The organism is Bordetella genomosp. 9 (genome assembly GCF_002261425.1).
In the GTDB taxonomy this organism is placed as follows: domain Bacteria; phylum Pseudomonadota; class Gammaproteobacteria; order Burkholderiales; family Burkholderiaceae_B; genus Bordetella_C.
Map to the genome: position 1 here is coordinate 654,631 of NZ_NEVJ01000002.1, position 22,189 is coordinate 676,819.

At 64.6% G+C, this 22,189-nt stretch carries 21 protein-coding genes; 14 read left to right on the forward strand and 7 right to left on the reverse strand.

Annotated features, from left to right (window positions below; genetic code table 11):
• Window positions 1–36 precede the first annotated feature (36 nt).
• Window positions 37–936: a recombination-associated protein RdgC gene (locus CAL26_RS08970; protein WP_086064253.1), complete on the reverse strand. Its 900-nt coding sequence runs from the start codon at window positions 934–936 to the stop codon at window positions 37–39.
• A 197-nt stretch (window positions 937–1,133) separates the two neighbouring features.
• Here CAL26_RS08970 and CAL26_RS08975 point away from each other — a divergent pair, with 197 nt between their 5' ends.
• Together CAL26_RS08975 and ligD are read left to right on the forward strand one after the other, a co-directional pair.
• Entirely contained in the window at window positions 1,134–1,352 is a 219-nt protein-coding gene (locus tag CAL26_RS08975) for a DUF3185 family protein (protein ID WP_086064254.1), read from the forward strand.
• Window positions 1,353–1,427: 75 nt separating this feature from the next.
• Window positions 1,428–2,333 (forward strand): non-homologous end-joining DNA ligase, encoded by a 906-nt coding sequence (ligD, locus tag CAL26_RS08980; RefSeq protein ID WP_094846540.1) that lies wholly within the window; start codon window positions 1,428–1,430, stop codon window positions 2,331–2,333.
• 275 nt (window positions 2,334–2,608) lie between these two features.
• Here the strand turns inward: ligD and CAL26_RS08985 are convergent, their stop codons facing one another.
• Window positions 2,609–3,358: an SDR family oxidoreductase gene (locus CAL26_RS08985; protein ID WP_094846541.1), complete on the reverse strand. Its 750-nt coding sequence runs from the start codon at window positions 3,356–3,358 to the stop codon at window positions 2,609–2,611.
• A gap of 95 nt (window positions 3,359–3,453) precedes the next feature.
• On the opposite strand from CAL26_RS08985, the gene CAL26_RS08990 reads away from it, so the two are divergent.
• Window positions 3,454–4,380, forward strand: a complete 927-nt coding sequence (locus CAL26_RS08990) for an AraC family transcriptional regulator (RefSeq protein WP_094846542.1) — start codon at window positions 3,454–3,456, stop codon at window positions 4,378–4,380.
• 46 nt (window positions 4,381–4,426) lie between these two features.
• On the opposite strand, the gene CAL26_RS08995 is transcribed toward CAL26_RS08990, so the two are convergent.
• From CAL26_RS08995 to CAL26_RS09005, 3 genes are all read right to left on the reverse strand, one after another.
• On the reverse strand, window positions 4,427–6,115 hold the full coding sequence (locus CAL26_RS08995) for an MFS transporter (protein WP_094846543.1): 1,689 nt from the start codon (window positions 6,113–6,115) through the stop codon (window positions 4,427–4,429).
• Window positions 6,116–6,253: 138 nt separating this feature from the next.
• On the reverse strand, window positions 6,254–7,618 hold the full coding sequence (locus CAL26_RS09000; RefSeq protein ID WP_306437094.1) for a sensor histidine kinase: 1,365 nt from the start codon (window positions 7,616–7,618) through the stop codon (window positions 6,254–6,256).
• A 115-nt stretch (window positions 7,619–7,733) separates the two neighbouring features.
• Window positions 7,734–8,423 (reverse strand): response regulator, encoded by a 690-nt coding sequence (locus CAL26_RS09005; protein WP_094846545.1) that lies wholly within the window; start codon window positions 8,421–8,423, stop codon window positions 7,734–7,736.
• 205 nt (window positions 8,424–8,628) lie between these two features.
• Here CAL26_RS09005 and recA point away from each other — a divergent pair, with 205 nt between their 5' ends.
• Together recA and recX are read left to right on the forward strand one after the other, a co-directional pair.
• Window positions 8,629–9,687, forward strand: a complete 1,059-nt coding sequence (gene recA / locus CAL26_RS09010) for a recombinase RecA (protein ID WP_094846546.1) — start codon at window positions 8,629–8,631, stop codon at window positions 9,685–9,687.
• 6 nt (window positions 9,688–9,693) lie between these two features.
• Window positions 9,694–10,161, forward strand: a complete 468-nt coding sequence (gene recX / locus CAL26_RS09015) for a recombination regulator RecX (protein ID WP_094846547.1) — start codon at window positions 9,694–9,696, stop codon at window positions 10,159–10,161.
• Here the strand turns inward: recX and CAL26_RS09020 are convergent.
• Window positions 10,125–11,087 carry a LysR family transcriptional regulator gene (locus CAL26_RS09020; protein ID WP_094846548.1) on the reverse strand — a complete coding sequence of 321 codons (963 nt, stop codon included), beginning with the start codon at window positions 11,085–11,087 and terminating at the stop codon, window positions 10,125–10,127. The genes recX and CAL26_RS09020 overlap by 37 nt on opposite strands.
• 149 nt (window positions 11,088–11,236) lie before the next feature.
• On the opposite strand from CAL26_RS09020, the gene metE reads away from it, so the two are divergent.
• From metE to sucD, 4 genes are all read left to right on the forward strand, one after another.
• Complete coding sequence (gene metE, locus CAL26_RS09025) at window positions 11,237–13,528, forward strand: 5-methyltetrahydropteroyltriglutamate--homocysteine S-methyltransferase (RefSeq protein ID WP_094846549.1); 2,292 nt, start codon at window positions 11,237–11,239, stop codon at window positions 13,526–13,528.
• Window positions 13,529–13,655: 127 nt separating this feature from the next.
• Window positions 13,656–14,252: a DUF2889 domain-containing protein gene (locus CAL26_RS09030; RefSeq protein WP_094846550.1), complete on the forward strand. Its 597-nt coding sequence runs from the start codon at window positions 13,656–13,658 to the stop codon at window positions 14,250–14,252.
• Window positions 14,253–14,262: 10 nt separating this feature from the next.
• The gene (gene sucC, locus CAL26_RS09035; protein ID WP_094846551.1) at window positions 14,263–15,423 is read left to right on the forward strand and encodes an ADP-forming succinate--CoA ligase subunit beta; all 1,161 of its coding nucleotides are present in this window, start codon (window positions 14,263–14,265) and stop codon (window positions 15,421–15,423) included.
• 23 nt (window positions 15,424–15,446) lie between these two features.
• Window positions 15,447–16,328, forward strand: coding sequence for a succinate--CoA ligase subunit alpha (gene sucD, locus CAL26_RS09040; RefSeq protein ID WP_086064265.1), 882 nt, complete (start codon window positions 15,447–15,449; stop codon window positions 16,326–16,328).
• Window positions 16,329–16,434: 106 nt separating this feature from the next.
• Here sucD and CAL26_RS09045 read toward each other — a convergent pair whose 3' ends face one another.
• Complete coding sequence (locus CAL26_RS09045; RefSeq protein ID WP_094846552.1) at window positions 16,435–18,297, reverse strand: DUF3857 domain-containing transglutaminase family protein; 1,863 nt, start codon at window positions 18,295–18,297, stop codon at window positions 16,435–16,437.
• Window positions 18,298–18,732: 435 nt separating this feature from the next.
• Here CAL26_RS09045 and CAL26_RS09050 point away from each other — a divergent pair, with 435 nt between their 5' ends.
• The 5 genes from CAL26_RS09050 (at window position 18,733) to CAL26_RS09065 (ending at window position 22,166) form a co-directional block, all read left to right on the forward strand.
• Entirely contained in the window at window positions 18,733–19,458 is a 726-nt protein-coding gene (locus CAL26_RS09050; RefSeq protein WP_086064266.1) for a TerC family protein, read from the forward strand.
• A gap of 122 nt (window positions 19,459–19,580) precedes the next feature.
• A complete protein-coding gene (locus CAL26_RS09055; RefSeq protein WP_086064267.1) occupies window positions 19,581–20,300 on the forward strand; it encodes a TerC family protein in 720 nt (239 codons plus the stop codon).
• The gene (locus CAL26_RS28580) at window positions 20,287–20,409 is read left to right on the forward strand and encodes a hypothetical protein (protein WP_256988253.1); all 123 of its coding nucleotides are present in this window, start codon (window positions 20,287–20,289) and stop codon (window positions 20,407–20,409) included. The genes CAL26_RS09055 and CAL26_RS28580 overlap by 14 nt, the downstream gene beginning before the upstream one ends.
• 10 nt (window positions 20,410–20,419) lie before the next feature.
• Complete coding sequence (gene hemC / locus CAL26_RS09060; RefSeq protein ID WP_094846553.1) at window positions 20,420–21,355, forward strand: hydroxymethylbilane synthase; 936 nt, start codon at window positions 20,420–20,422, stop codon at window positions 21,353–21,355.
• Between the two features lie 16 nt (window positions 21,356–21,371).
• Window positions 21,372–22,166 (forward strand): uroporphyrinogen-III synthase, encoded by a 795-nt coding sequence (locus tag CAL26_RS09065; protein ID WP_094846554.1) that lies wholly within the window; start codon window positions 21,372–21,374, stop codon window positions 22,164–22,166.
• Window positions 22,167–22,189 lie beyond the last annotated feature (23 nt).

Consider the following 22,189-nt stretch of genomic DNA (forward strand, 5'->3'; position numbering starts at 1 on the left):
GGGGTGGCGCGGTTCATCACGCTTCAGCCCGCCGCGTCAGCCGCGTTTTTCGCCGCCCAGCGCTTCGACCAGCTCGGCCATCAGCTTGGCCAGCTCGCCCGTCATCAGCGCCATGTCGCTGTCGAATTTCTCGTCGTCGTTCTGGGCCATGCTGTCGGTGTTTTCCTTCAGCACGTCCAGGGGCGCCACGCGCTTGACGTCCAGCGATTCGGTCAGCACGAAGGACACACGATCGGCCCAGGTCATCGCCAGCCGCGTGCATTGCTTGCCCGACTGGATGTGGCGGCGCACGTCGTCCGCGTCGATGGTGTGCTTGACGTAGCGGATGGCGGCGCGGCTTTCGCCCGAGGCCCGCAGTTCCGTGTCCTGATCGATGCTGAAGTTGGCGGGCGCTTCGTCTTCCGCCAGCCAACCTGTCATCGCCGCCGCCGGCGATTGCGCGACGTACAGGCTTTCCAGGGGGAAGGGATCGATGGATTTTGCCAGCAGGCCCAGGACTTCGTCGGCCTTGGCCGACGCCGCGGCGTCCACGACCAGCCAGCGGTTGACCGGGTCGATCCAGACGCGGGTATCGCGGTAGATGCTGAAGGCCTTGGGGAGCAGCTCGTCGGTGACGCGCTCCTTGATTTCCTTCATCTGCTTGCGGCCCGGCTTGTAGCCCTGCTGCTCCTCGATTTCCTGCGCGCGCGCCTTGGCGACCTGGTTGACGACCGTGGCCGGCAGCAGCTTCTTTTCCGCGCGCAGCGTCAACAGCATCTGTCCGTTGACGGTATGCACCAGTCCGCCGTTCTCACGGGACGGGATCCAGCCCAGGCTTTGCATTTCCAGGGTGTTGCCGCCCTGGTAGGCGAATTTCGCCAGCGCGTCTTCCAGCTGTTCGTCCTTCATCGCCCAGGACGGGGAAAGGCGGTAAATCTTCAGATTCTTGAACCACATAAGCGTCGGGCAAAAGCGTGGATTCTATACGACCCGTCGCCACCGGCGCTCGACCGCGGCACATCGGCCATACGCATGCCAGGGCAGGTCGATACGTGGGACACGTTCTGTCACGGACAGCCGTTCTGCTCTGGAGTATCTTCCGCCGCAGCGCCGAACTGCGGCCGCGACATCTATAACAGAACCGGGAGGCTTATATGAAACCTGTCACCTTCATCGGCGCCATCTTGATCGTCCTTGGGGTAGTCGCGCTGGTCTATCAGGGGTTCAGCTACAAGTCCGAGGACACCATCGTGCAGGTCGGCTCCGTCAAGGCGACCGCCGAGACCACGAAGTCCGTGCCCATCCCGCAATGGGCCGGCATCGCCGCGATCGTGGTCGGCGTGGTGGCGATCGGCGTGGGCATGCGTCGCTGACCCTGGGGCGCACGCGTCCCATATCGGGCATGTGGATTGCATTTGCCCACACGTGGGCATTGCAAGGAGCCACCTATGGCACACACCGACGTGCACGTACTCGGGGTCGAGATCACTCATCCAGACCGGCAGCTGTTCAGCGATCCCGTCATCACCAAACTCGATCTGGCTCGCTACTACGAATCGGTGGCGAGCAGCATCATGCCGCATCTGGCGAACCGCCGGGTGGCCTTGCTGCGCTGCCCTGAGGGCACGTCAGGCGAGTGTTTTTTCCAGAAGCACATGAGCGACCACTTGCCGTCCGGCGTGGCGATCGACGGCGACATGCTGGTGATCCGCGATATCGGCGGCGTGATCGGCCTGGTGCAGTTCGGGGTGATCGAATTCCACACCTGGGGCGCGAAGCTGCCAGGGTCGGACAAGCCAGACAGGCTGACCTTCGACCTGGATCCCGATCCACACACGAGCTGGCGGGACATGGCGCGGGCGACCCGGGTGGTGCGCGAACGGCTGGAAGCCCTGGGACTGCAGCCCTTCCTGAAGACCACGGGTGGCAAGGGACTGCATGTGGTGGCGCCGATCCGCGCCACCCTGGGCTGGGACGAAGTGCGTGGCTTCTGCAAGGCCATCGCGCAGCAACTCGAACATGACGCGCCGGACGTCTTCGTCGCCAACATGGCCAAGGCCAAGCGGCAGGGGCACATTTTCGTGGATTACCTGCGCAACAGCGATGGGGCCACCGCGGTGGCCGCGTTTTCGGCGCGCGCGCGTGGCGGCGCGCCGGTGTCGATGCCGGTCGCCTGGGATGTGCTGGACGGCGACGACGATCCGCGCGGGCCCGCGTTCAACGTGCGCAACGTGCGGGCGCGGATCGACGCCTGGCGTGAGGACCCCTGGGCCGATTATGCGTCCGCGCGCAAGACCCTGACGGTGGCGATGCGCCGCGAGGTCGCCGCGCATGAGCACGACGACGGCGCTTGAGCCGCGAGCATCCGCACGGCCGGATGTTCGCGCGTCCGCATCGCAGAAAAAAAAACGGCCCGACTCTGAAAGTCGGGCCGGTACGGGAGCACACGATGTCGCGCTGTTTAAGGCTCGCGGGGAGCGCGGCATCGGTGTCAGAATGCGACCCCTGCAACCGCCGGACAGGGGGATCGATCGTCCGGAGATCGTGCGCAAGGCCGTGATCTGAGTGGCCAGTCTATTCGCCAGGCTCTGACATCGTCCTGAATCGAAACAGCGCGGGTAGCGTCCGTTCACGCTGCTTCGGCGAACCACTGCCTGGCGTCGTCGCCGGCAGGAATGCGCGAGGGCGCGGCGGGATCGGTCGCGGCCTGCCACACTGCCGCGGCCACATCCGCGGGATGCGTGACCAGACCGGCATCCTGCGTGACGCTGGCGATGAAGCCCTGGATCATCGGCCCGTACTGCGTGTGGTCCAGTCCGCGCATATGAACGCGGGCGTTTTCGCCAAACCGGGTTTCCGGCGAACGGCCCGGCAGCACCAGATGTACGCGCACGCCAAACGGCGCCATCTCCACGGCCAATGATTCGGTCATAGCGTTCACCGCGGCCTTGCTGGCCCGGTATAGCCCCACAATAGGGAGCGGCTTGAGGGTGACGGTCGACGAAACATTGATGACGACGCCGGCTCGCCGTTGACGGAACCGCGGCAGCACGGCCTGGATCACGTTCAACGTACCCAGCGTATTGGTTTCGAACAGCGAACGGGCGGTCTCTCGGGAGGTCAATTCGATCGGCGACGGGGCGCCGAAACCGGCGTTGTTGACCAGCACGTCGATCTCGCCGGCGTCCGCGATCGCGCGGGCGACGCTGTCCGGGTCCGTGACGTCCAAGGGCAACACGCGCATGCGGTCCGATTCGGCAAGGACGTCCGGGCGGGGCGTGCGCATGGTGGCGACGACATTCCAGCCGCGGTCGAAGAACAGGCGGGCGGTTTCAAGCCCGAATCCCGACGAACAACCTGTGATGAGAACAGTGGGCATATGTTGCTCCTGATGTGCTTGGATGCGTCATGATAGGCGCGCGTCACAGGACCAAATACAATCAGCAGTCGGCTTTTTATCTGCGAGAGTCCTGATTGAGTGATCCTCTGGCTGAAGTCGTCGCGTTGTTGCGGCCCTCGGCGCGCGGCTCCAAGCTGGTGGAAGCCGCTGGCGACTGGCGCGTGGTGCCGCCCCGCGCGGGCGAGCCGTTCTATTGCGCGGTGCTTGAGGGGCAGTGCTGCCTGGCCGTGGACCAGCACGCTCCGATGGTGCTGCAGGCAGGCGATTTCGTGCTGGTGCCGGCAATGCGCAGCATGGTCAATACCAATGTGGGGGCCCGGGAAGGCGCGCCCGAAACGTCGCCTGTCCGGATCGACGACGGGTACTTTCGCGTGGGACGGCAACACGGGCCCGCCGATGCGCGGATGCGCATCGGTCATTGCAGTTTCAGTCCGGCCGACGCCGCATTGCTGGTGCCGCTTTTGCCTCAGGTGACGTTGGTGCGAGGCGAGCCACGGCTGGCGGCGCTTGTGCAGTGGGTAGGCGACGAAACGCGCGAGCACCGTCCGGCTCGTGAACCCGTGCTCGATCGTTTGCTGGAGCTTCTGTTGATAGAGGCGTTGCGCGGCGGCGCCAGCGTGACGACAGCGCCCGGCCTGGCAAAAGGCCTTGCCGACGAGCGCCTGGGCAGCGCTTTGCGTGCCCTGCATGCCGAGCCGGGGCTGCCGTGGACCGTGGAAAAGCTGGCCGCACAGGCCGCCCTGTCGCGCTCGGCTTTCTTTGCCCGCTTCGAGCGTGTCGTGGGAATGAAACCGATGGCGTATCTGCTTGCGTGGAGAATGGCCTTGGCCAAGCGCTGGCTGCGTGAGCAGGCGCTCAGTCTCGATCGCATCGCGGAGCGGGTAGGCTACAGCTCGGCCAGTACTTTCAGCGTTGCCTTCGCGCGGCATGTGGGGCAGTCGCCGATGCGCTATGGCCGGGACGCCGGCGGAAAAAAAAGCTCCCATGCGGGAGCTTTGTAAAAGGCCGGTCGGGTGCAGCGTCCCGGCCGGCAGGGGTCGTGCGGACTCAGAAGTCCTTGTTCAGATCGACGTCCTTGGTTTCGCGGACGAACAGGACGCCGATGATCAGCGTCATCACGGCGATGATGATGGGGTACCAGAGGCCGTCGTAAATGTTCCCCGTGGCCGCCACGATGGCGAAGGCCAGTGGCGGCAGGAACCCGCCGAACCAGCCGTTGCCGATGTGATACGGCAGGCTCATCGACGTGTAGCGGATGCGGGTCGGGAACATTTCGACCAGCATGGCCGCGATCGGTCCATAGACCATGGTGACGTAGATCACCAGTATGGTCAGCAGCACCACCACCATGACGTTGTTGGATTGCGCGGGATCGGCCTTGGCGGGGTAGCCGTGGCCGCGGATCGCCGACGTCAGCGATTTGTCCAGCTCCGCGGCGCGCGTCTTGAAGTCGGCCGGCGCGAGGGTCTTGCCTTCAAAGGACTGGAATTCGTCCTTGCCGATGCGCACCTTGGCGACCGAACCCGCGGGCGCGGCTTCGTTCTGGTAGTTCACCGAGTTGCGCGCCATGAAGGACTTGACGATGTCGCAGCTGCTGGTGAACGACGAAGTGCCGACCGGATTGAACTGGAAGGAGCAGGTGGCCGGGTCCGCGATCACCGTCACGGGCGCGGATGCCTGGGCTTTTTCCAGCGCGGGGTTGGCGAAGTGCGTCAGGCCCTGGAAGATCGGAAAGTACGTGACCGCGGCGATCAGGCAGCCCGCCATGATGATGGGCTTGCGGCCGATCCGATCGGACAACGCACCGAAGATCACGAAGAAGGGCGTACCGATCAACAAGGCCACGGCGATCATGATATTGGCCGTATTGGCGTCCACCTTCAGCGTCTGCGTCAGGAAGAACAGGGCATAGAACTGGCCGGTGTACCAGACCACCGCCTGGCCCGCCGTCAGCCCCAGCAGCGCCAGGATCACGATCTTCAGGTTCTTCCACTGGCCGAACGATTCGCTGATCGGCGCCTTGGAGCCCTTGCCTTCTTCCTTCATGCGCTGGAAGGTGGGCGACTCGCTGAGCTGCAGCCGGATCCACACGGAGATCGCCAGCAGCACGAAGGACAGCAGGAACGGCGCGCGCCACCAGCCCCAGGCATCGCGGAAGGCGTCTTCGCCCGAATACGAGCGCACGCCCAGGATCACCAGCAGGGACAGGAACAGGCCCAGCGTCGCCGTGGTCTGGATCCAGCTGGTGTAGAAGCCGCGACGGCCCATGGGCGCATGCTCGGCCACGTAGGTTGCGGCGCCGCCGTATTCGCCGCCCAGCGCCAGGCCCTGCAGCAGCCGCAGCACGATCAGCAGCGCGGGCGCGGCGATGCCGATGGAGCCGTACGTGGGCAGGATGCCGACCAGGAAGGTCGACAGGCCCATGATCACGATCGTGACGAGAAAGGTGTATTTGCGCCCGACCAGGTCGCCCAGGCGTCCGAACACCAGCGCGCCGAACGGCCGCACCGCGAAGCCGGCGGCAAAGGCCAGCAGCGCGAAAATGAAGCCCGCGGTGGGATTCACGCCGGAGAAGAAGTGCAGGGCGATGATGGGGGCGAGCGATCCGTACAGATAGAAGTCGTACCACTCGAAAACGGTACCCAGCGATGACGCGAAGATTACCTTGCGCTCATTGCGGGTCATGGGAGTCGGGGCCGCAACGGCGCCCGGGCGCGGCATGGATGCTGTGCTCATGATGTCTCCTCAGGGATGGCCGGCGCTGTCCGCCGTGCTCGGTATGTGCAGACTCGCCCGCGAGGGCGGGGAGGCTGACCGCAACGGTAGGCAAGAAGCCTGACGAGGGTCTGACGTTTGTCTGACAGGCCGCGCTATTTATGTTTCTGTTTGTAAATTACGTGGGAAGCGTATAACGACTTTCAGCCCGCGCTGCGTGCCGCCCGGCGTGGGGTGGTCCATCAACTCGACGGTGGCGCCGTGCTTCTGCGCGATTTCGCGCACGATGGCCAGGCCCAGGCCGCTGCCTTCGGCCGCGGTCCCCAGCACCCGATAGAAACGGTCGAACACGCGTTCGCGTTCCGCGCTGGGGATGCCCGGTCCGGAGTCCTCGACTTCGAGCAATGCCCCGCCCGGCACGGCGCATACGCGCACGGTGACGCGCCCGCCGGCCGGCGTGTAGCGCAGCGCGTTGTCGATCAGGTTGTTGAGCAGTTCGGCGAGCAGGATGGCGTTGCCCGCGAGGGTGACCGCCTGGCCGGCTTCCTCGAATCCCAGGTCGATGCCGATGTTCAGGGCCTGCGGCGCCCACTGCGTGGTTTGTTCGCAGGCCAGCACATTCAGGTCCACCGAGGCCATGCCCACGGTGGCCGGATTTTCCGCGCGCGCCAGCAGCAGCAATTGATTGACCAGCCGCGTGGCGCGTTCCGAGCCCGCCACCAACTGCCTCAGGCTGGTCTGCATTTCGTCCGCGCTGGCGTCGCGCAAGGCCAGTTCCGCCTGGGTGCGCAAGCCCGCGAGCGGGGTCTTCAGTTGATGCGCCGCGTCGGCCACGAAGCGGCGCTGCGTCTGCACCGTCGCCGATAGCCGTTCCAGCAACTCGTTGATCGCCGCGACCAGGGGCGCGATCTCGCTGGGCGTGGCCCGTTCGTCGATGGGCGACAGATCGTCCGGCCGCCGCGCCCGCAGCCGCTGTTGCAGGGCGTTCAAAGGCGCGACGCCGCGCGTCAGGCCGAACCACACCAGCAATACGGCGATGGGCAGCACCACGAATTGCGGAATGATCACGCCCTTGATGATGTCGTTGGCCAGTTGCGCGCGCCGTTCCGAGGTTTCCGCCACGATGACCAGCGCCGGCGCGGCGTTCGGCGCGGCGGCGTCCACGCGGGTATATGCCAGCCGGATGGCGAAGCCGCGCAGCGTACTGTCCTCATACCGTATGGTGCCTGGCGCGACCACGTCGGCGCCCTTGGGCAGGGGCAGTTCGCGATCGCCGCCCAGATACTGGCCATGTCCGCCCAGCACCAGCCAGAACACGCTGTCGGTTTCGTCCGCGCGCAGCATGCCGCGCACGGGCTCGCTGATGTCGAGCGCCGGCTTGCCATCGACGATATGGACGTTGCGCGCCAGCACGCGCAGATGGCTGGCGAGCGCGCGGTCGTAGGGCACGTCGGCGATGTTCTGCGCGACGACGTAGGTGATGGCCACGCTCATGGGCCACAGCAGGAACAGCGGCGCCAGCATCCAGTCCAGGATCTCGCCCAGCAGGGAACGCCGGGGCAGGGCGACCGACGGCCCGCGCGTGCCGTTGCGCAGGACGTCCAGCGCTTCCTGGTTCAGCGGCGCGGCCCGGTGCGGTTCAGTGCGCCAGCTCGGCCGTGCCATGGTCGCGTTCCAGGCAATAGCCAAGACCGCGCACGGTCATGATGCGCACGCCGGTGGGTTCCAGTTTCTTGCGCAGGCGGTGGACATACACTTCGATGGCGTTGGTGCTGACTTCATCGCCCCATTCGCAGAGGTGATCGACCAGCTGGTTCTTGCTGACCATGCGCCCGCTGCGCATCAACAGGATTTCGAGCAGGCCGATTTCGCGCGCGGACAGGTCCAGCGGCTGTTCGTCCGCCGACGCCACCCGGCCCGCCTGGTCGAACACCAGGCGCCCGTGGCGGATCAGGCTCGCGCCGCCACCGGCGCCGCGCCGGGTCAGGGCCCGTACCCGCGCCTCCAGTTCGGACAGGGCGAAGGGCTTGGCCATATAGTCATCGGCGCCCAGATCCAGCCCCTTGACGCGCTGCTCTATGCTGTCGGCGGCGGTTAGAATGAGCACAGGCAGGTGCGCATTGCGCGCCCGCAGGCGCCGCAGGACTTCCAGTCCCGTCAGCTGCGGCAGGCCGAGATCCAGGATCAGCAGGTCGAAGGCCTGGGCGGTCAACGCCAGGTCCGCCGCCATGCCGTCCCGAACGGCGTCGACGGCGTAGCCGCCGTGCCGCAACGAGCGGGAAAGACCGTCGGCCAGGATGCTGTCGTCTTCGGCGATCAGTATGCGCATGTCTCGTCTCCTGGCGCGGATTCTGTCATGTCCCCCGGGCCTTGCCCAGACGGGGTTAACGCGGGATCGGGCGGCGCGGCGCGGAAAGCGCGCAAGAATTTGTCATACTGTTTATTTGTACAGTATAATCGGATGCCATAATTCCCCAGCATCGTTGCACCAGACATGCACCAGACAATCGCTAGAACGTCAGACAGGACACTACATGGACGATAAAACCAGCAAGGCAGCCGCCTCGGAAAAAGCCAAGGCGCTCGCCGCCGCGCTATCGCAGATCGAAAAGCAGTTCGGCAAGGGCTCGATCATGCGGTATGGCGACAACGAGGTCGAGCACGACATCCAGGTGGTGTCCACGGGCTCGCTGGGCCTGGACATCGCGCTGGGCGTCGGCGGCCTGCCGCGCGGTCGCGTCGTCGAAATCTACGGTCCGGAATCCTCGGGCAAGACCACCCTGACGCTGCAGGTCATCGCCGAAATGCAGAAGATCGGCGGCACCTGCGCCTTCGTCGACGCGGAACATGCCCTGGACGTGCAGTACGCCGCCAAGCTGGGCGTCAACCTGACCGACCTGCTGATTTCCCAGCCCGATACCGGCGAGCAGGCACTGGAAATCACCGACGCCCTGGTGCGCTCGGGCTCGGTGGACCTGATCGTCATCGACTCGGTCGCCGCCCTGGTGCCCAAGGCCGAAATCGAAGGCGAAATGGGCGATTCCCTGCCCGGCCTGCAGGCCCGCCTGATGAGCCAGGCGCTGCGCAAGCTGACCGCCACCATCAAGCGCACCAACTGCATGGTCATCTTCATCAACCAGATCCGGATGAAGATCGGCGTCATGTTCGGCAACCCGGAAACCACCACCGGCGGCAACGCGCTGAAGTTCTATTCCTCGGTGCGCCTGGATATCCGCCGCATCGGCTCCATCAAGAAGGGCGAGGAAGTCGTCGGCAACGAAACCCGCGTCAAGGTCGTCAAGAACAAGGTGTCGCCGCCTTTCAAGCAGGCCGAATTCGACATCATGTATGGCAGCGGCATCTCGCGCGAAGGCGAAATCATCGACCTCGGGGTGCAGGCCGGCATCGTCGACAAGTCCGGCGCCTGGTATAGCTACAACGGCGATCGCATCGGGCAGGGCAAGGACAATGTCCGCGAGTACCTGAAGGAACATCGCGACATGGCGCTGGAAATCGAAAACCGCGTCCGCGAAAACCAGGGTATCGTCAGCCGCGCCAACACGTTCGCCGCGAGCGAAGCCGAAGAGGACTAAGTCGCCGTGGGCGACCGTGTCGCGGAAAAGCGTGGCCCTTCACTCAGGGCTCGCGCGGTCGCCTATCTGTCGCGTCGCGAATACGCCCGCACCGAGCTTGCGCGCAAGCTCGGTGCGCACACCGACGATCCGGCGGCGCTGGACGCGCTGCTGGATGACCTGGAGCGGGAAGGCTGGCTATCCACCCGGCGCTTTGCCGAAAGCCTGGTGCATCGCCGCGCCGAACGCCAGGGGGCGGCGCGGATCGTCCAGGAACTGCGCCAGCACGGTGTGGATGAAGCCCAGATCGGCGAATTGCGTAATGGCCTGAAAGCCACGGAATACGAACGCGCGCTGGCGGTGTGGAGCAAGCGCTTCGGCGAGCGGCCCACCGACCGCACCGCCTACGCCAAGCAGGCGCGTTTCCTGGCGGCGCGCGGCTTCGCGCATGACGTCATTCACCGCGTCCTGGGTGATGACCGTGACGACGATTGAGCCGGTGCGTGGCCTGCTGATTTGATTCCGGCCAGGGTGCGGAAGCACACATCCCTGGCGATCGTCAGGAAATCCTTGATGAACGGCGCGTCCGCGTCCTCGTTGCGTACGGCCGCGTAAAGCGTGCGCCAGACGCCTTGCGGCCCCAGGCGGCACACCTTCAACCATCCCTGTCCCAGGTATTCCGTCAAGGCCCAATTCGGCAAGGCGGCCACGCCGCGATTGCTGGCCACCAGCTGCGCGATGATGGGCGTCAGTTCCGCCTTGCGTATCGTCGCGGGCTCGACATCGGCAGGATCGAGAAACGCGGTAAAGACATCGAGGCGCTGCCGATCGACCGGATACGTGATCAGCGTCTGGTCCGCCAACTGCTCGGGCTGGACGTAGCGCTGGGTCGCGAGAGGATTGGCTTCCGATACCGCCAGCACCAGCTCGTAGCCGAACAGCGGCACGTATTCGATGGCTTCCGACGTCTGCGGATCCGACGTAATTACCAGATCCAGATCGCCGCGCAGCAGGGCCGGAAAGGGCGCGAAGGAAAACGCGGCGGACAGGTCCAGGGCGACTTCCGGCCACTGGACGCGGAATGCGTCCATGGCAGGCATCAGCCACTGGAAGCAGGAATGGCATTCGATCGCCAGATGCAGGCGGCCCGTACGTCCGGCCGCCAGGCGCTGCAGTTCGCGCTCGGTGGCGCGCAGCCTGGGCAGGATGTCGTCCGCCAGCGCCAGTACGCGCAGCCCGGCCGTCGTCAGGCGGGCCGGCCGCGTCCTGCGGTTCAACAGCGGCGTTCCCAGCCGGGATTCCAGTTCGCGCAGCTGATGCGACAGGGCGGATTGCGTCAGGTGCAGCCGTTCGGCGGCTTCCTGCAGGCTGCCTCCGTCGCGGATGGCGGCCAGGGTTTCCAGATGGCGTATTTCGAGCATGGCAGGGCCGGAGGGGGTCACCGAGGGGGCAGCTCCGCATTCTATATGAATATTGTTCAAGGAATCGATGCAAACATTGATTTTGATTCACACAGAAACGCGCGCACAATGCCGCCACTTGAACAATTTTTGTTGGATCTTTCATTTTCATGACTACGATTCATAATCTGGGATTCCCGCGCATTGGTGCGCAGCGGGAACTGAAGCGCGCGGTGGAAGCGTACTGGGCCGGCAAGTCGTCGCTGGCGGAGCTCGAGGAAACCGGCCGGGCCTTGCGCGCGCGGCATTGGAAGGTCCAGGCCGACGCGGGCGTGAACCTGATTCCGGTGGGCGATTTCGCGTGGTACGACCATGTGCTGGAATGGACCACCTTGCTGGGCGCCGTGCCGGCCCGTTTCGGCCAGCAGGACGCCGCCCCGGTCGCCCTGGATACCTTGTTCCGCATGGGGCGGGGCCGCGCGCCGACCGGCACGCCGGCCGCCGCGTGCGAAATGACCAAGTGGTTCGATACCAACTACCACTACATCGTGCCGGAGCTGACGCCGGCGCAGACCTTCCGCATCGCCCGCGAATCCCTGTTCGAACAGATCCGCGAAGCCCAGCAGGCCGGCCATCGCGTCAAGCCGGTCATTCCGGGCCCGCTGACCTGGCTGTGGCTGGGCAAGGGTGACGCGTACACCGGCCCGGGCGACGTCGCCAAGCTGGATCTGCTGGCGGGACTGATCCCGGTCTATATCGAAGTCCTGCGCCGCATCGCCGAACTGGGCGTCGAGTGGGTGCAGATCGACGAGCCCATCCTGGCGCTGGACCTGCCGGCCGCCTGGCGAGATGCCTACGCGGCCAGCTATGCGCGCCTGTCGGGCGGCGCCTTGAAATTGCTGGTGGCGACGTATTTCGACGGCCTCCAGGACAACCTGGCCACGGCCGCCGCGCTGCCGGTCGCCGGCCTGCACGTCGATCTGGTGCGTGCGCCGGAGCAACTGGCGCCGCTGCTCGAGGTCATCGGCACCAAGATACTGTCGGCAGGCGTCGTCAACGGGCGCAACATCTGGCGCACCGACCTGGATCTCACGCTGAAGGCCCTGGCGCCCGCCAAGGCCGCGCTGGGCGACCAGCTCTGGATCGCGCCTTCCTGCTCGCTGCTGCACGTGCCGGTGGATCTTGCCCATGAAACCGAATTGGACGACGAGCTGAAGAGCTGGCTGTCCTTTGCCGTGCAGAAGCTGGACGAGGTCCGCACGCTGGCGCTCGCCCTGGACGGCAGCGAGGAACCGGCGGTGCGGGAAGCCCTGCGGGTGCAACGGGCCGCGCTGGCCGATCGGGCGCGTTCGCCGCGCATCCATAATCCGGCCGTCGCCCAGCGCATGGCCGGGGCCGCGCAGGTGCGGCGCGACCGGACGCCGTTCGCGCAACGCATCGTCCAACAACAGGAGAAGCTGCGCCTGCCGGCGTTCCCCACCACCACGATCGGCTCCTTCCCGCAGACCGCGGAAATCCGCGCGTTGCGGCGCGACTGGAAGGCCGGGGCGCTGGGCGATTCCGCCTACGAGAAGGCGATCCGCAAGGAAATCGAATCCGTCATCCGGTTCCAGGAGAAAGTCGGCCTGGACGTGCTGGTGCACGGCGAGCCCGAACGCAACGACATGGTGGAGTACTTCGGCGAACTGCTGGCCGGCTTCGCCTTCACCCGGAATGGGTGGGTACAGAGCTATGGGTCGCGCTGCGTCAAGCCGCCCATCATTTTCGGCGACGTCGCGCGCCCGGCGCCCATGACGGTGGCCTGGTCGTCCTATGCGCAGTCGCTGACGGACAAGCCGGTAAAGGGCATGCTGACCGGGCCGGTGACCATCCTGCAATGGTCGTTCGTGCGCGACGACCAGCCCCGCGAACAGACCTGCCGGCAGTTGGCGCTGGCGCTGCGCGACGAGGTCGTCGACCTGGAAAAAGCCGGCATCCGCGTCATCCAGATCGATGAACCGGCGATCCGGGAAGGCCTGCCGCTGCGGCGCGCCGACTGGCAGGCCTACCTGGACTGGGCGGTGGATTGCTTCCGCCTGTCCACCGGCGGGGTGCGGGAAGACACGCAGATCCATACGCATATGTGCTACGCGGAGTTCAACGACATTATCGAATCCATCGCCTCGATGGACGCCGACGTCATCACCATCGAGACCTCCCGTTCCAATATGGAACTGCTCAAGGCCTTCGAGGAATTCCGCTACCCGAACGATATCGGCCCGGGCGTCTATGACATCCATTCGCCCAACGTGCCGGACGTCGACTGGATGGTCGGCCTGATGCGCAAGGCCGGCGGCCGGCTGCCCAAGGAAAGGTTGTGGGTGAATCCGGATTGCGGCCTGAAGACCCGCGCCTGGCCGGAGACCGAAGCCGCGCTGGTCAGCATGGTGGACGCGGCGCGGCAGTTGCGCGCACAGGCCTGATACCACCGTAGCCCAGGCGTCCTGGGGCCGGTCCTTCCCGTGGAAGGCCGGCCCCGTTTTTTTGAGGGTGGCCCGTGCGCTATACTTTGAAGGTTTTGTTGCCTTGCAGCAACCCCACCGGATAAGCATGCCTTTGCCACCGCCGCAAGTTCCCCGCAAGCCCTTGCACACGCGCTCGATACGCGTGCAGGGCTATGCGCGCGAGGACGGCCTGTGGGACGTCGAAGCCGAGCTCATCGACGTCAAGGCCTACGACTTCACCAAGCACGAAGGCGATACGCTGCGCGCCGGCGAGCCGGTGCATCATATGCACCTGCGGATCACCATCGACGACGCCTACACCATCGTCGCCGCGCAGGCCGTCTACGACGCCGCGCCTTATGGCGATCACTGCACGGCCATCGAAGACGCCTACCGGGACCTGGTGGGCATGAATCTGGTCAAGGGCTTCCGCCAGCAAGTCAAGACGCGTTTCGGGCGCGTGGCGGGCTGTACCCACATGAGCGAACTGGCGCTGGTCCTGCCGACCGCGGCGGTGCAGACCATGGCGGGCAGGCGCCGCGAAAATCCCGACCCGGGCAAGCGGCCGTTCCAGCTGGACGGCTGCCATGCCCTCAGTACCGACGGGCCGGTGGTCCTCAAGTACTACCCCAAGTGGTATACCGGCGAAATTCCCGCCGAGGACGCCGCTTCCGATTCTTCTCTTTTTTCTCATACGACCTGACAGGTAACACATGAAAATCCACGAGTATCAAGGCAAGGAACTGCTGAAGAAATTTGGCGTGACCGTGCCGCGCGGTATTCCCGCCTTCTCCGTCGAAGAAGCCGTTAGCGCGGCGGAAAAACTGGGCGGACCTGTGTGGGTCGTGAAGGCGCAAATCCATGCCGGCGGCCGCGGCAAGGGCGGCGGCGTCAAGCTGGCCCGCTCGATCGAAGAGGTGCGCAAGCTGTCCAGCGAAATCCTGGGCATGCAGCTGAAGACGCACCAGACCGGCCCTGAAGGCCAGAAGGTCAACCGCCTGTACATCGAAGAAGGCGCGGACATCCAGAAGGAATACTACGTGTCGCTGGTCACCGACCGCGCCACGCAGAAGGTCGCCCTGATCGCTTCCAGCGAAGGCGGCATGGATATCGAGGAAGTCGCCCATTCCTCGCCCGAAAAGATCATCACGGAATACATCGACCCGCTGGTCGGCGTGACCGCCGAACAGGCCAAGAAGGTGTGCGCCGCCATCGGCATGCCGGCCGACTCCGTCGCCCAGACCGTGGACCTGTTCCAGAAGCTCTACACGTGCTACATGGAAACGGATGCCTCGCTGGTCGAGATCAATCCCCTGAACCGCGACAGCAAGGGCAACATCATCGCCCTGGACGCCAAGTTCAACTTCGATCCGAACGCGCTGTTCCGCCATCCGGAAATCGTCGCCTACCGCGACCTGGATGAAGAAGATCCCGCCGAAATCGAAGCCAGCAAATTCGACCTGGCCTACATCCAGCTGGACGGCAACATCGGCTGCCTGGTGAACGGCGCCGGCCTGGCCATGGCCACGATGGACACCATCAAGCTGTTCGGCGGCGAGCCGGCCAACTTCCTGGACGTCGGCGGCGGCGCCACGGCGGAAAAGGTGACCGAAGCCTTCAAGATCATGCTCAAGAACAAGAGCGTGAAGGCCATCCTGGTCAACATCTTCGGCGGCATCATGCGCTGCGACGTGATCGCCGAAGGCGTCATGACCGCGTGCAAGGCCGTCAACCTGAACGTTCCGCTGGTCGTCCGCATGAAGGGCACCAACGAAGAACTCGGCAAGAAGATGCTGGCCGAGTCCGGACTGCCCATCATCAGCGCCGACACCATGGCCGAAGCAGCCACCAAAGTCGTTGCCGCCGTCAAATAAGAGTTATTGCCAAGGATTCATAAATGTCGATCTTGATCAACAAGGACACTAAAGTCATCACCCAGGGCATCACGGGCAAGACGGGGCAATTCCATACCCGCATGTGCCGTGACTACGCCAATGGCAAGGCCGCCTTCGTGGCCGGCGTGAACCCCAAGAAGGCGGGTGAGGACTTCGAAGGCATTCCCATCTACGCTTCGGTCAAGGAAGCCAAGGCCGATACCGGCGCGACCGTTTCCGTGATCTACGTGCCGCCCGCCGGCGCCGCCGCCGCGATCTGGGAAGCCGTGGAAGCCGAGCTGGACCTGGCCATCTGCATCACCGAAGGCATCCCCGTCCGCGACATGCTGGAAGTGCGCAACCGCATGAAGCAGAAGGGCAGCAAGACCCTGCTGCTGGGCCCGAACTGCCCCGGCCTGATCACGCCGGACGAAATCAAGATCGGGATCATGCCCGGCCACATCCACCGCAAGGGCCGCATCGGCATCGTCAGCCGCTCCGGCACGCTGACCTACGAAGCCGTCGCCCAAGTGACCGAACTGGGCCTTGGCCAGTCGAGCGCCGTCGGTATCGGTGGCGACCCGATCAACGGCCTGAAGCACATCGACGTGCTGAAGCTGTTCAATGACGATCCTGAAACCGACGCCGTCATCATGATCGGCGAAATCGGCGGTCCGGACGAAGTTGCCGCCGCCGAATGGGCCAAGGACAACATGAAGAAGCCGGTGGTCGGCTTCATCGCCGGCGTCACGGCGCCCCCCGGAAAGCGCATGGGCCACGCCGGCGCGCTGATCTCCGGCGGCGCCGACACGGCGGACGCCAAGCTGGAAGTCATGGAAGCCTGCGGCATCCGTACCACGCGCAACCCGTCCGAGATGGGCAAGCTGTTGAAGTCGGTGCTGTAATAAATAGGCCGCTGCTGCGTGTAGGGGCGGTCTTCCAGACCGCCCGCCATGCACGGAAACACCCGCCCGCCACTCGGCGGGTTTTTTTTCGATCGATGCCCTTGTGCTATGCCAGTTGCACGGCCATGCGCAATTGTTCGGTGCAATCTCGTGCCTGTCCGATCATCTGACGGAATTCCGGATCCATTATGTCCTCGTGACCGAACCAGTCCATCTTGCGCACCAGGCGATAGCGGTAGTGATAGCCTGCAGCAACCGGTTCACCCTGAAGGTCGAGGTCATACCATTTCGAGCGTACCTGGCAAGCGCGGGCCGGAGCATCTATCTTGGCAGCCAACAGCGTTACATCGTAGGACGTCGTTTGGGGTTCGCCCAGGTAAAGGTCCAGACGCTGCCCTTCACTGATGTAGCGGAAAAAAATATCCCACTCCGAACTCATGCTTGGATCGGTGAAAAGCCTTTCCCCCACTCGCCGCAGCGGTCGCAGCGCCGTCAGGTCCGCTTTGACCCGGTAGCTCGCCGGCACGACGAAACCGGGCTCGGGCCGGTCCAGGATGCAGTCGACGCTTTCTCGGGCGAACTGACTGCACAGCTGCCGGTCGGTGCTGGCGCGGCCTATCTGCCGCTCATTGGCCGCTATGTTTATTAACGGCGCATGGGCGAAATCCAAGGTCAAGTGGGTACGCGCTTTGTCTTCCGCCAGGTAGCGTATCTGCAGCTCTGCCCGCATTGCTTCGTCAGGTCCGTGCCGGGGCGTTTCGTCCAGCCGCGCCTTGCCGTCCGCGCCCAGCACGACGACCCAACGCTGCTGCAGGTCCGGCATGATATGGCCGGGCGCGAAGACGGAATTCGTGGGATCCAGCCACCACACCTGGCCGCCTGCCGCGACACGGACGATGGCATGGTCGGGCGCGTACAGGCCCGGGATCAGCAGGCTGGGCGCATAGCTGCCTCGCCGTATCAGCGCGGGTTCGGCGGGGATGCCCGCGGCTCTCAGCATGGCTCCAAGCAGGACGGCGAGGTCTTTGCAGTCGCCATAACCGCGGCTTTCTATTTCGGCCAGCGTGAAGGGAATGTGGCCGCGTTCGCTGTCGCGCCAGTCGCCCAGGTAGCGGTAGTTATCGTAGATGTATTGCATGAACGCCGCTATTTGCTTCGCGGGTGCTTTGCCTCGCGCGGCGGCCACCGCGGCGGCGGCGCGCTCCGGCAGGCGAACCGAAAGAATCTCGTTGTAGCGTGTCGCCAGGGTGGCGAAGTGGTCCTGTACATCGAGCGAGCTGCCCGCTTCCAGACGCGGAAGGCGGCGCGCATAGCCGGCTTCTGACTCATTGACGTAGTTGATGTAGTAAGGCGCCTTCTTGAGTTCAAGGACCAGTTTGCGACCCTCTGCGGAATGCGTGACGGTGTAGTCCTGCAGCAGTTCGCCGCGCCACACGATGGGGCGTTCGGCGGTGATTTCCGCCCATATCCTGTCGTAACGCACTGGCTTGGGCGTCCATATGAGCACATAGTGGAACTCCGGGTTGGCGGGCCGGGGGCTGAAGTGCTGGCGCAAGGTATATCGGATGGTGGTGCCGACCTTGAGATTCGGAAATGCCAGAGAAGTCTGTTTGTCGCTCAGAAAACCCTGCTCCGGATGTGGCGCCATGCGGGTATCGATGTTGGATGCGGCTAGCGGCGTCGATTGTGCGCCGGGTTGGGTGACCTCGGCCTTTTCCACCGTCAGGCTGTCCTGTTCCGAATACGAATGGTCGATACGGGATAGTATCTCGCGTCCCGCCGGTTGCAGGATCGTATAGCGGTAGCGGGTCTCGCAATCTGAACTGGCGTCAGCATTGAAGTGGCAACGGTATTCGACGGAGCCGGACAGGGGCGCGTCGGCGGCAGGCTGAAGCGCCGCCACGGCGGGGTGGGCCAGCAGGATGAGGTTTGCGGCCAACACGAGGCAGCGGTTTGGGAAGCGATGCATAGGAAGGAGAAGCCAAGGGTGGGGACGGCAGGTGCTGCTGTAACCCCTCCAGGACCGAGGTTCCGCCAAGTTCGAACAAAATTCAGTTTTTAGTCAGTTTAATTTCAGAATAAAGTCAGATTCCACGGCCGGATTTTTAATATATGAAAATGGATGTGCGCTCACCCAATCTGAGTTTGTTCAGGTGCAAGTAAGTTTTTGGAAAGAAGAATGAAAGAATGAGCGGTTTTCCTCGGCGGAGATGGTGAACCTAACAAAAAGCCTGCGAAATTCCGTCAGAAATCCAACAATCAGCTGAATGTTTTGATATTGCCTCGATATAATGTCCAGCGTTCCCCACGATAAATAAACACCAGCGTAAGGCGGTCTCCCCGACTGTCCCGCGGCGATGGGGTTCGGCTTTTTCAAACCATTCTGGGATCGAGGACGAGGGGTATGGAATTAACACAAGCCGCTTTCTGGCTCGCGCTTCTGCAAATCATCTGGGTCAATATTCTGCTGTCCGGCGATAACGCCGTGGTGATCGCGCTGGCGGCCCGTTCGCTCCCGCCCGCCCAGCAGAAAAAAGCCATCGTCATCGGTTCCGCCGCGGCGATCATCATGCGTATCGTGTTGACGTTGGTGGCCGCCAAGCTGCTGCTGTTGCCGTGGCTGAAGCTGATCGGCGCCGTGCTCCTGGTGTACATCGGCGTGTCGCTGCTGAAGCCGGAGGAAGAAGACGATGGCTCGGCCAAGTCGCATGGCAACCTGCTTTCCGCCATCCGTACCATCATGATCGCCGACCTGGTGATGAGCCTGGACAACGTGGTCGCGGTCGCCGCGGCGGCGATGGGCGACACCACGCTGCTGGTCGTCGGCCTTGCCATCAGCATCCCGCTGGTCATCTTCGGCAGCACGCTGCTCCTGAAGGTGATCGAGCGCTTCCCCGTGATCGTCTGGGTGGGGGCGGCCTTGCTGGGCTTCATCGCCGGGGAATTGCTGGTGGGCGATCCCGCGCTGCACGATTCGGTGCTGCGCCTGGATGCCGCGCTGGGGACGACCGAACATAATCTCGCCTTGATGGCCGGGGCCTGCGGCGCGATCCTGGTACTCATCCTTGGCAAGGTGATGGCGGCACGCCATAATCCTGACAAAAATCTTAATCGTCCGGAGCAAATCTGACTTAAAGCTGAATTACAATCCCCGCTCAGGGCCGATGCCCGCCGCCGCGCTTGCCGCAGGCGCGCGGGCAAAGCTTTTGCTGCAATCGGCTAGGATCAAAATCATGTTGTGGGGGTTGTGACGTGCTTGAATTCTTCCAGACGCTCAGTTGGGCGGCCGTTTTCCAGATCATCCTGATCGACATCTTGCTGGGCGGGGACAATGCTGTCGTCATCGCCCTGGCGTGCCGGAACCTGGCGCCCAAGCAACGGATGCAGGGCATCCTGTGGGGCACCGCCGGCGCCATCCTCTTGCGCGTGGTGCTGATCGCCTTCGCGCTCACCCTGCTGAATATTCCCTTCCTGAAGGTGGTCGGGGGCGCACTGCTGGTGTGGATCGGCGTCAAGCTGCTGATGCCGGAAGACGGCTCACACGACAAGATCAAGGGTGGGGGGTCGATCGTGGCGGCCATCAAGACCATCATCGTGGCGGACTTCGTCATGAGCCTGGACAACGTCATCGCGATCGCCGGCGCGGCCCAGAATGCGGATCCGGGCCATCAGATCGGCCTGGTCGTGTTCGGCTTGCTGGTCAGCGTGCCCATCATCATCTGGGGCTCGACCCTGGTGCTGAAGCTGATCGACCGCTATCCGGTCGTCGTCATGTTCGGCGCGGGCCTGCTGGGCTGGATCGCCGGCGGCATGATCGTCACCGACGTAGTTGTCGAAGGTCAATTCGGGCCGCAACCGGCTATGGTTAAATTGGGCGCTGAAATCATCGGCGCGCTGCTCGTCGTTCTCTTGGGACGGTGGCTGGCAAGCCGCAAAGTCGTCTCCAAGGAATCCTTGCATGAGTCTGCGTAAAACCGGTAAACCACAGCAACCCGAAACGGGCCTGAGCCTGCTCCAAGGCCTGTTCATTCTTGCCGTGCTTGGCGTGATCGTCACAGTGGCCGCTGCCCATTTCGCCTGAGCAAGCCACTGTGTCGCAACCCAGTCGTTTGATCATCGCCACCCGGGCAAGCCGGTTGGCGATCTGGCAGGCCGAGCATGTGCGCGGCCGCCTTTCCTCGTTGTACCCGACGTGTTCGGTGGAGCTTCTGGAGCTGACCACTCGGGGCGACCAGATCCTTGACCGCACGCTGTCCAAGGTGGGCGGCAAGGGCTTGTTCGTCAAAGAGCTGGAAAACGCGCTGCTGGACGGCCGCGCGGACCTGGCGGTGCACTCCCTGAAGGACGTGCCCATCGACCTCCAGCCGCCATTCGAACTTTGTACGGTGCTCGAACGAGGCGATCCCCGCGATGCCCTGGTGTCCAACCGCTATGCCTCGCTGGCCGAATTGCCGGACGGCGCGGTGGTGGGAACGTCCAGCCTGCGGCGCGAATCGCTGATCCGCGAACGTCATCCGAATCTCGTCGTGCAGCCCTTGCGCGGCAATCTGGATACGCGCCTGGCCAAGCTGGATGCCGGCGGCTATGACGCCATCGTCCTGGCCGCGGCCGGTCTCGAGCGCCTGGGCCTGGCGGGCCGCATACGCGCCCTGCTGGATGTGGAAGAAAGCCTGCCGGCCGCCGGGCAGGGGGCCTTGGGCATCGAAATCCATCAGGACCGCAAGGACCTGCGGGACTGGCTGGCGCCGTTGGCGTGCGCCAGAACCACGGCGTGCGCGCTCGCCGAAAGGGCGGTTTCGCGGGTCTTGGGCGGCTCCTGCCAGGTGCCGCTGGCCGCCTACGCCACGGTCGACGGCGACACCCTGCATCTGCGCGCGATGGTGTCCTCGGTCGACGGGCGGCGCATGGTGCGTGCCGAAGCGTCGGGGCCGGTCGCCCAGGCTGAAGACATCGGTTCCTCGGCGGCCCGCGAACTGCTGGACCAAGGCGCCGACGCCATCCTGGCCGAACTGTCGGCACCCGGCTGAAGCCGACGGAGCCCCCGTGCAGGCCAGCGAAACGCGGATTGCCATCCTGACGCGTCCTCCGGGTCGTAACGAAAGCCTGGCGGCACGTCTGGAAAACGCCGGGTGGCAGGTGCGCACCTGGCCGGCGCTGGACATAGAGCCAGTGCCGTCCGGGGCGGCCGGCATCCCGCTGCCGCGCGACTTCGACCTGGCGGTGTTCGTCAGTGGCAACGCGGCCGCTCAATACCTGGATCAATTGCGCGCGCTGGGTTGGGGCGCCTGGCCTGCATCGTGCGTCATAGGCGCCGTCGGTCCCGCCACCGCCGCGCGCCTGCGCGACTCCGGCAGTCTGGATGGCTCATGCACCATCGTGCACCCGGCGGTGGACGCGCCGCGCCACGATTCCGAAGCGTTGTGGGATCTGCTGGCCGCGCGCGGGCCCATCCCGCGCCGGGTGCTGTTGGTACGCGGTACGGCAGGGCGTGACTGGCTGGCCGAACAGCTGCGCGGCCATGGCGCCGACGTCCATGCCCACGCCGTCTACCGGCGCGTGCCTGTGCGCTGGGATGCCGAGGCGCTCGCGCAACTGCGGCGCTGGACGGCCGCCGGCTGCCATCCCGCCTGGCTGTTGACCAGCGGCGCCACCGTCGAAGCCGTGCGCGCGAATGTCGACCAGGGCGCGTCGCCGGAATGGTGGCAGGCCTGCCGGTTCGTTTTGACTCATCCGCGCCTGGTTGAGCTGCTGGGCCTGCCGCCGGCACGGGCGGCTTCGTCGGTCCGCTTGTGCGCGCCGGCGGATGATGCCATCTTTAATGCTTTTGTTTCCGGTTGAGTCATCGTTTCGCATTCGTACCG

Excerpts from the sequence above, each read along its gene's own strand:
- CAL26_RS08970 (WP_086064253.1), bottom strand. The coding sequence starts at position 936 with ATGTGGTTCAAGAATCTGAAGATTTACCGCCTTTCCCCGTCCTGGGCG.
- CAL26_RS08975 (WP_086064254.1), top strand. The coding sequence starts at position 1,134 with ATGAAACCTGTCACCTTCATCGGCGCCATCTTGATCGTCCTTGGGGTA.
- ligD (WP_094846540.1), top strand. The coding sequence starts at position 1,428 with ATGGCACACACCGACGTGCACGTACTCGGGGTCGAGATCACTCATCCA.
- CAL26_RS08985 (WP_094846541.1), bottom strand. The coding sequence starts at position 3,358 with ATGCCCACTGTTCTCATCACAGGTTGTTCGTCGGGATTCGGGCTTGAA.
- CAL26_RS08995 (WP_094846543.1), bottom strand. The coding sequence starts at position 6,115 with ATGAGCACAGCATCCATGCCGCGCCCGGGCGCCGTTGCGGCCCCGACT.
- CAL26_RS09000 (WP_306437094.1), bottom strand. The coding sequence starts at position 7,618 with ATGCTGGCGCCGCTGTTCCTGCTGTGGCCCATGAGCGTGGCCATCACC.
- CAL26_RS09005 (WP_094846545.1), bottom strand. The coding sequence starts at position 8,423 with ATGCGCATACTGATCGCCGAAGACGACAGCATCCTGGCCGACGGTCTT.
- recA (WP_094846546.1), top strand. The coding sequence starts at position 8,629 with ATGGACGATAAAACCAGCAAGGCAGCCGCCTCGGAAAAAGCCAAGGCG.
- CAL26_RS09020 (WP_094846548.1), bottom strand. The coding sequence starts at position 11,087 with ATGCTCGAAATACGCCATCTGGAAACCCTGGCCGCCATCCGCGACGGA.
- metE (WP_094846549.1), top strand. The coding sequence starts at position 11,237 with ATGACTACGATTCATAATCTGGGATTCCCGCGCATTGGTGCGCAGCGG.
- CAL26_RS09030 (WP_094846550.1), top strand. The coding sequence starts at position 13,656 with ATGCCTTTGCCACCGCCGCAAGTTCCCCGCAAGCCCTTGCACACGCGC.
- sucC (WP_094846551.1), top strand. The coding sequence starts at position 14,263 with ATGAAAATCCACGAGTATCAAGGCAAGGAACTGCTGAAGAAATTTGGC.
- sucD (WP_086064265.1), top strand. The coding sequence starts at position 15,447 with ATGTCGATCTTGATCAACAAGGACACTAAAGTCATCACCCAGGGCATC.
- CAL26_RS09045 (WP_094846552.1), bottom strand. The coding sequence starts at position 18,297 with ATGCATCGCTTCCCAAACCGCTGCCTCGTGTTGGCCGCAAACCTCATC.
- CAL26_RS09050 (WP_086064266.1), top strand. The coding sequence starts at position 18,733 with ATGGAATTAACACAAGCCGCTTTCTGGCTCGCGCTTCTGCAAATCATC.
- CAL26_RS28580 (WP_256988253.1), top strand. The coding sequence starts at position 20,287 with ATGAGTCTGCGTAAAACCGGTAAACCACAGCAACCCGAAACGGGCCTG.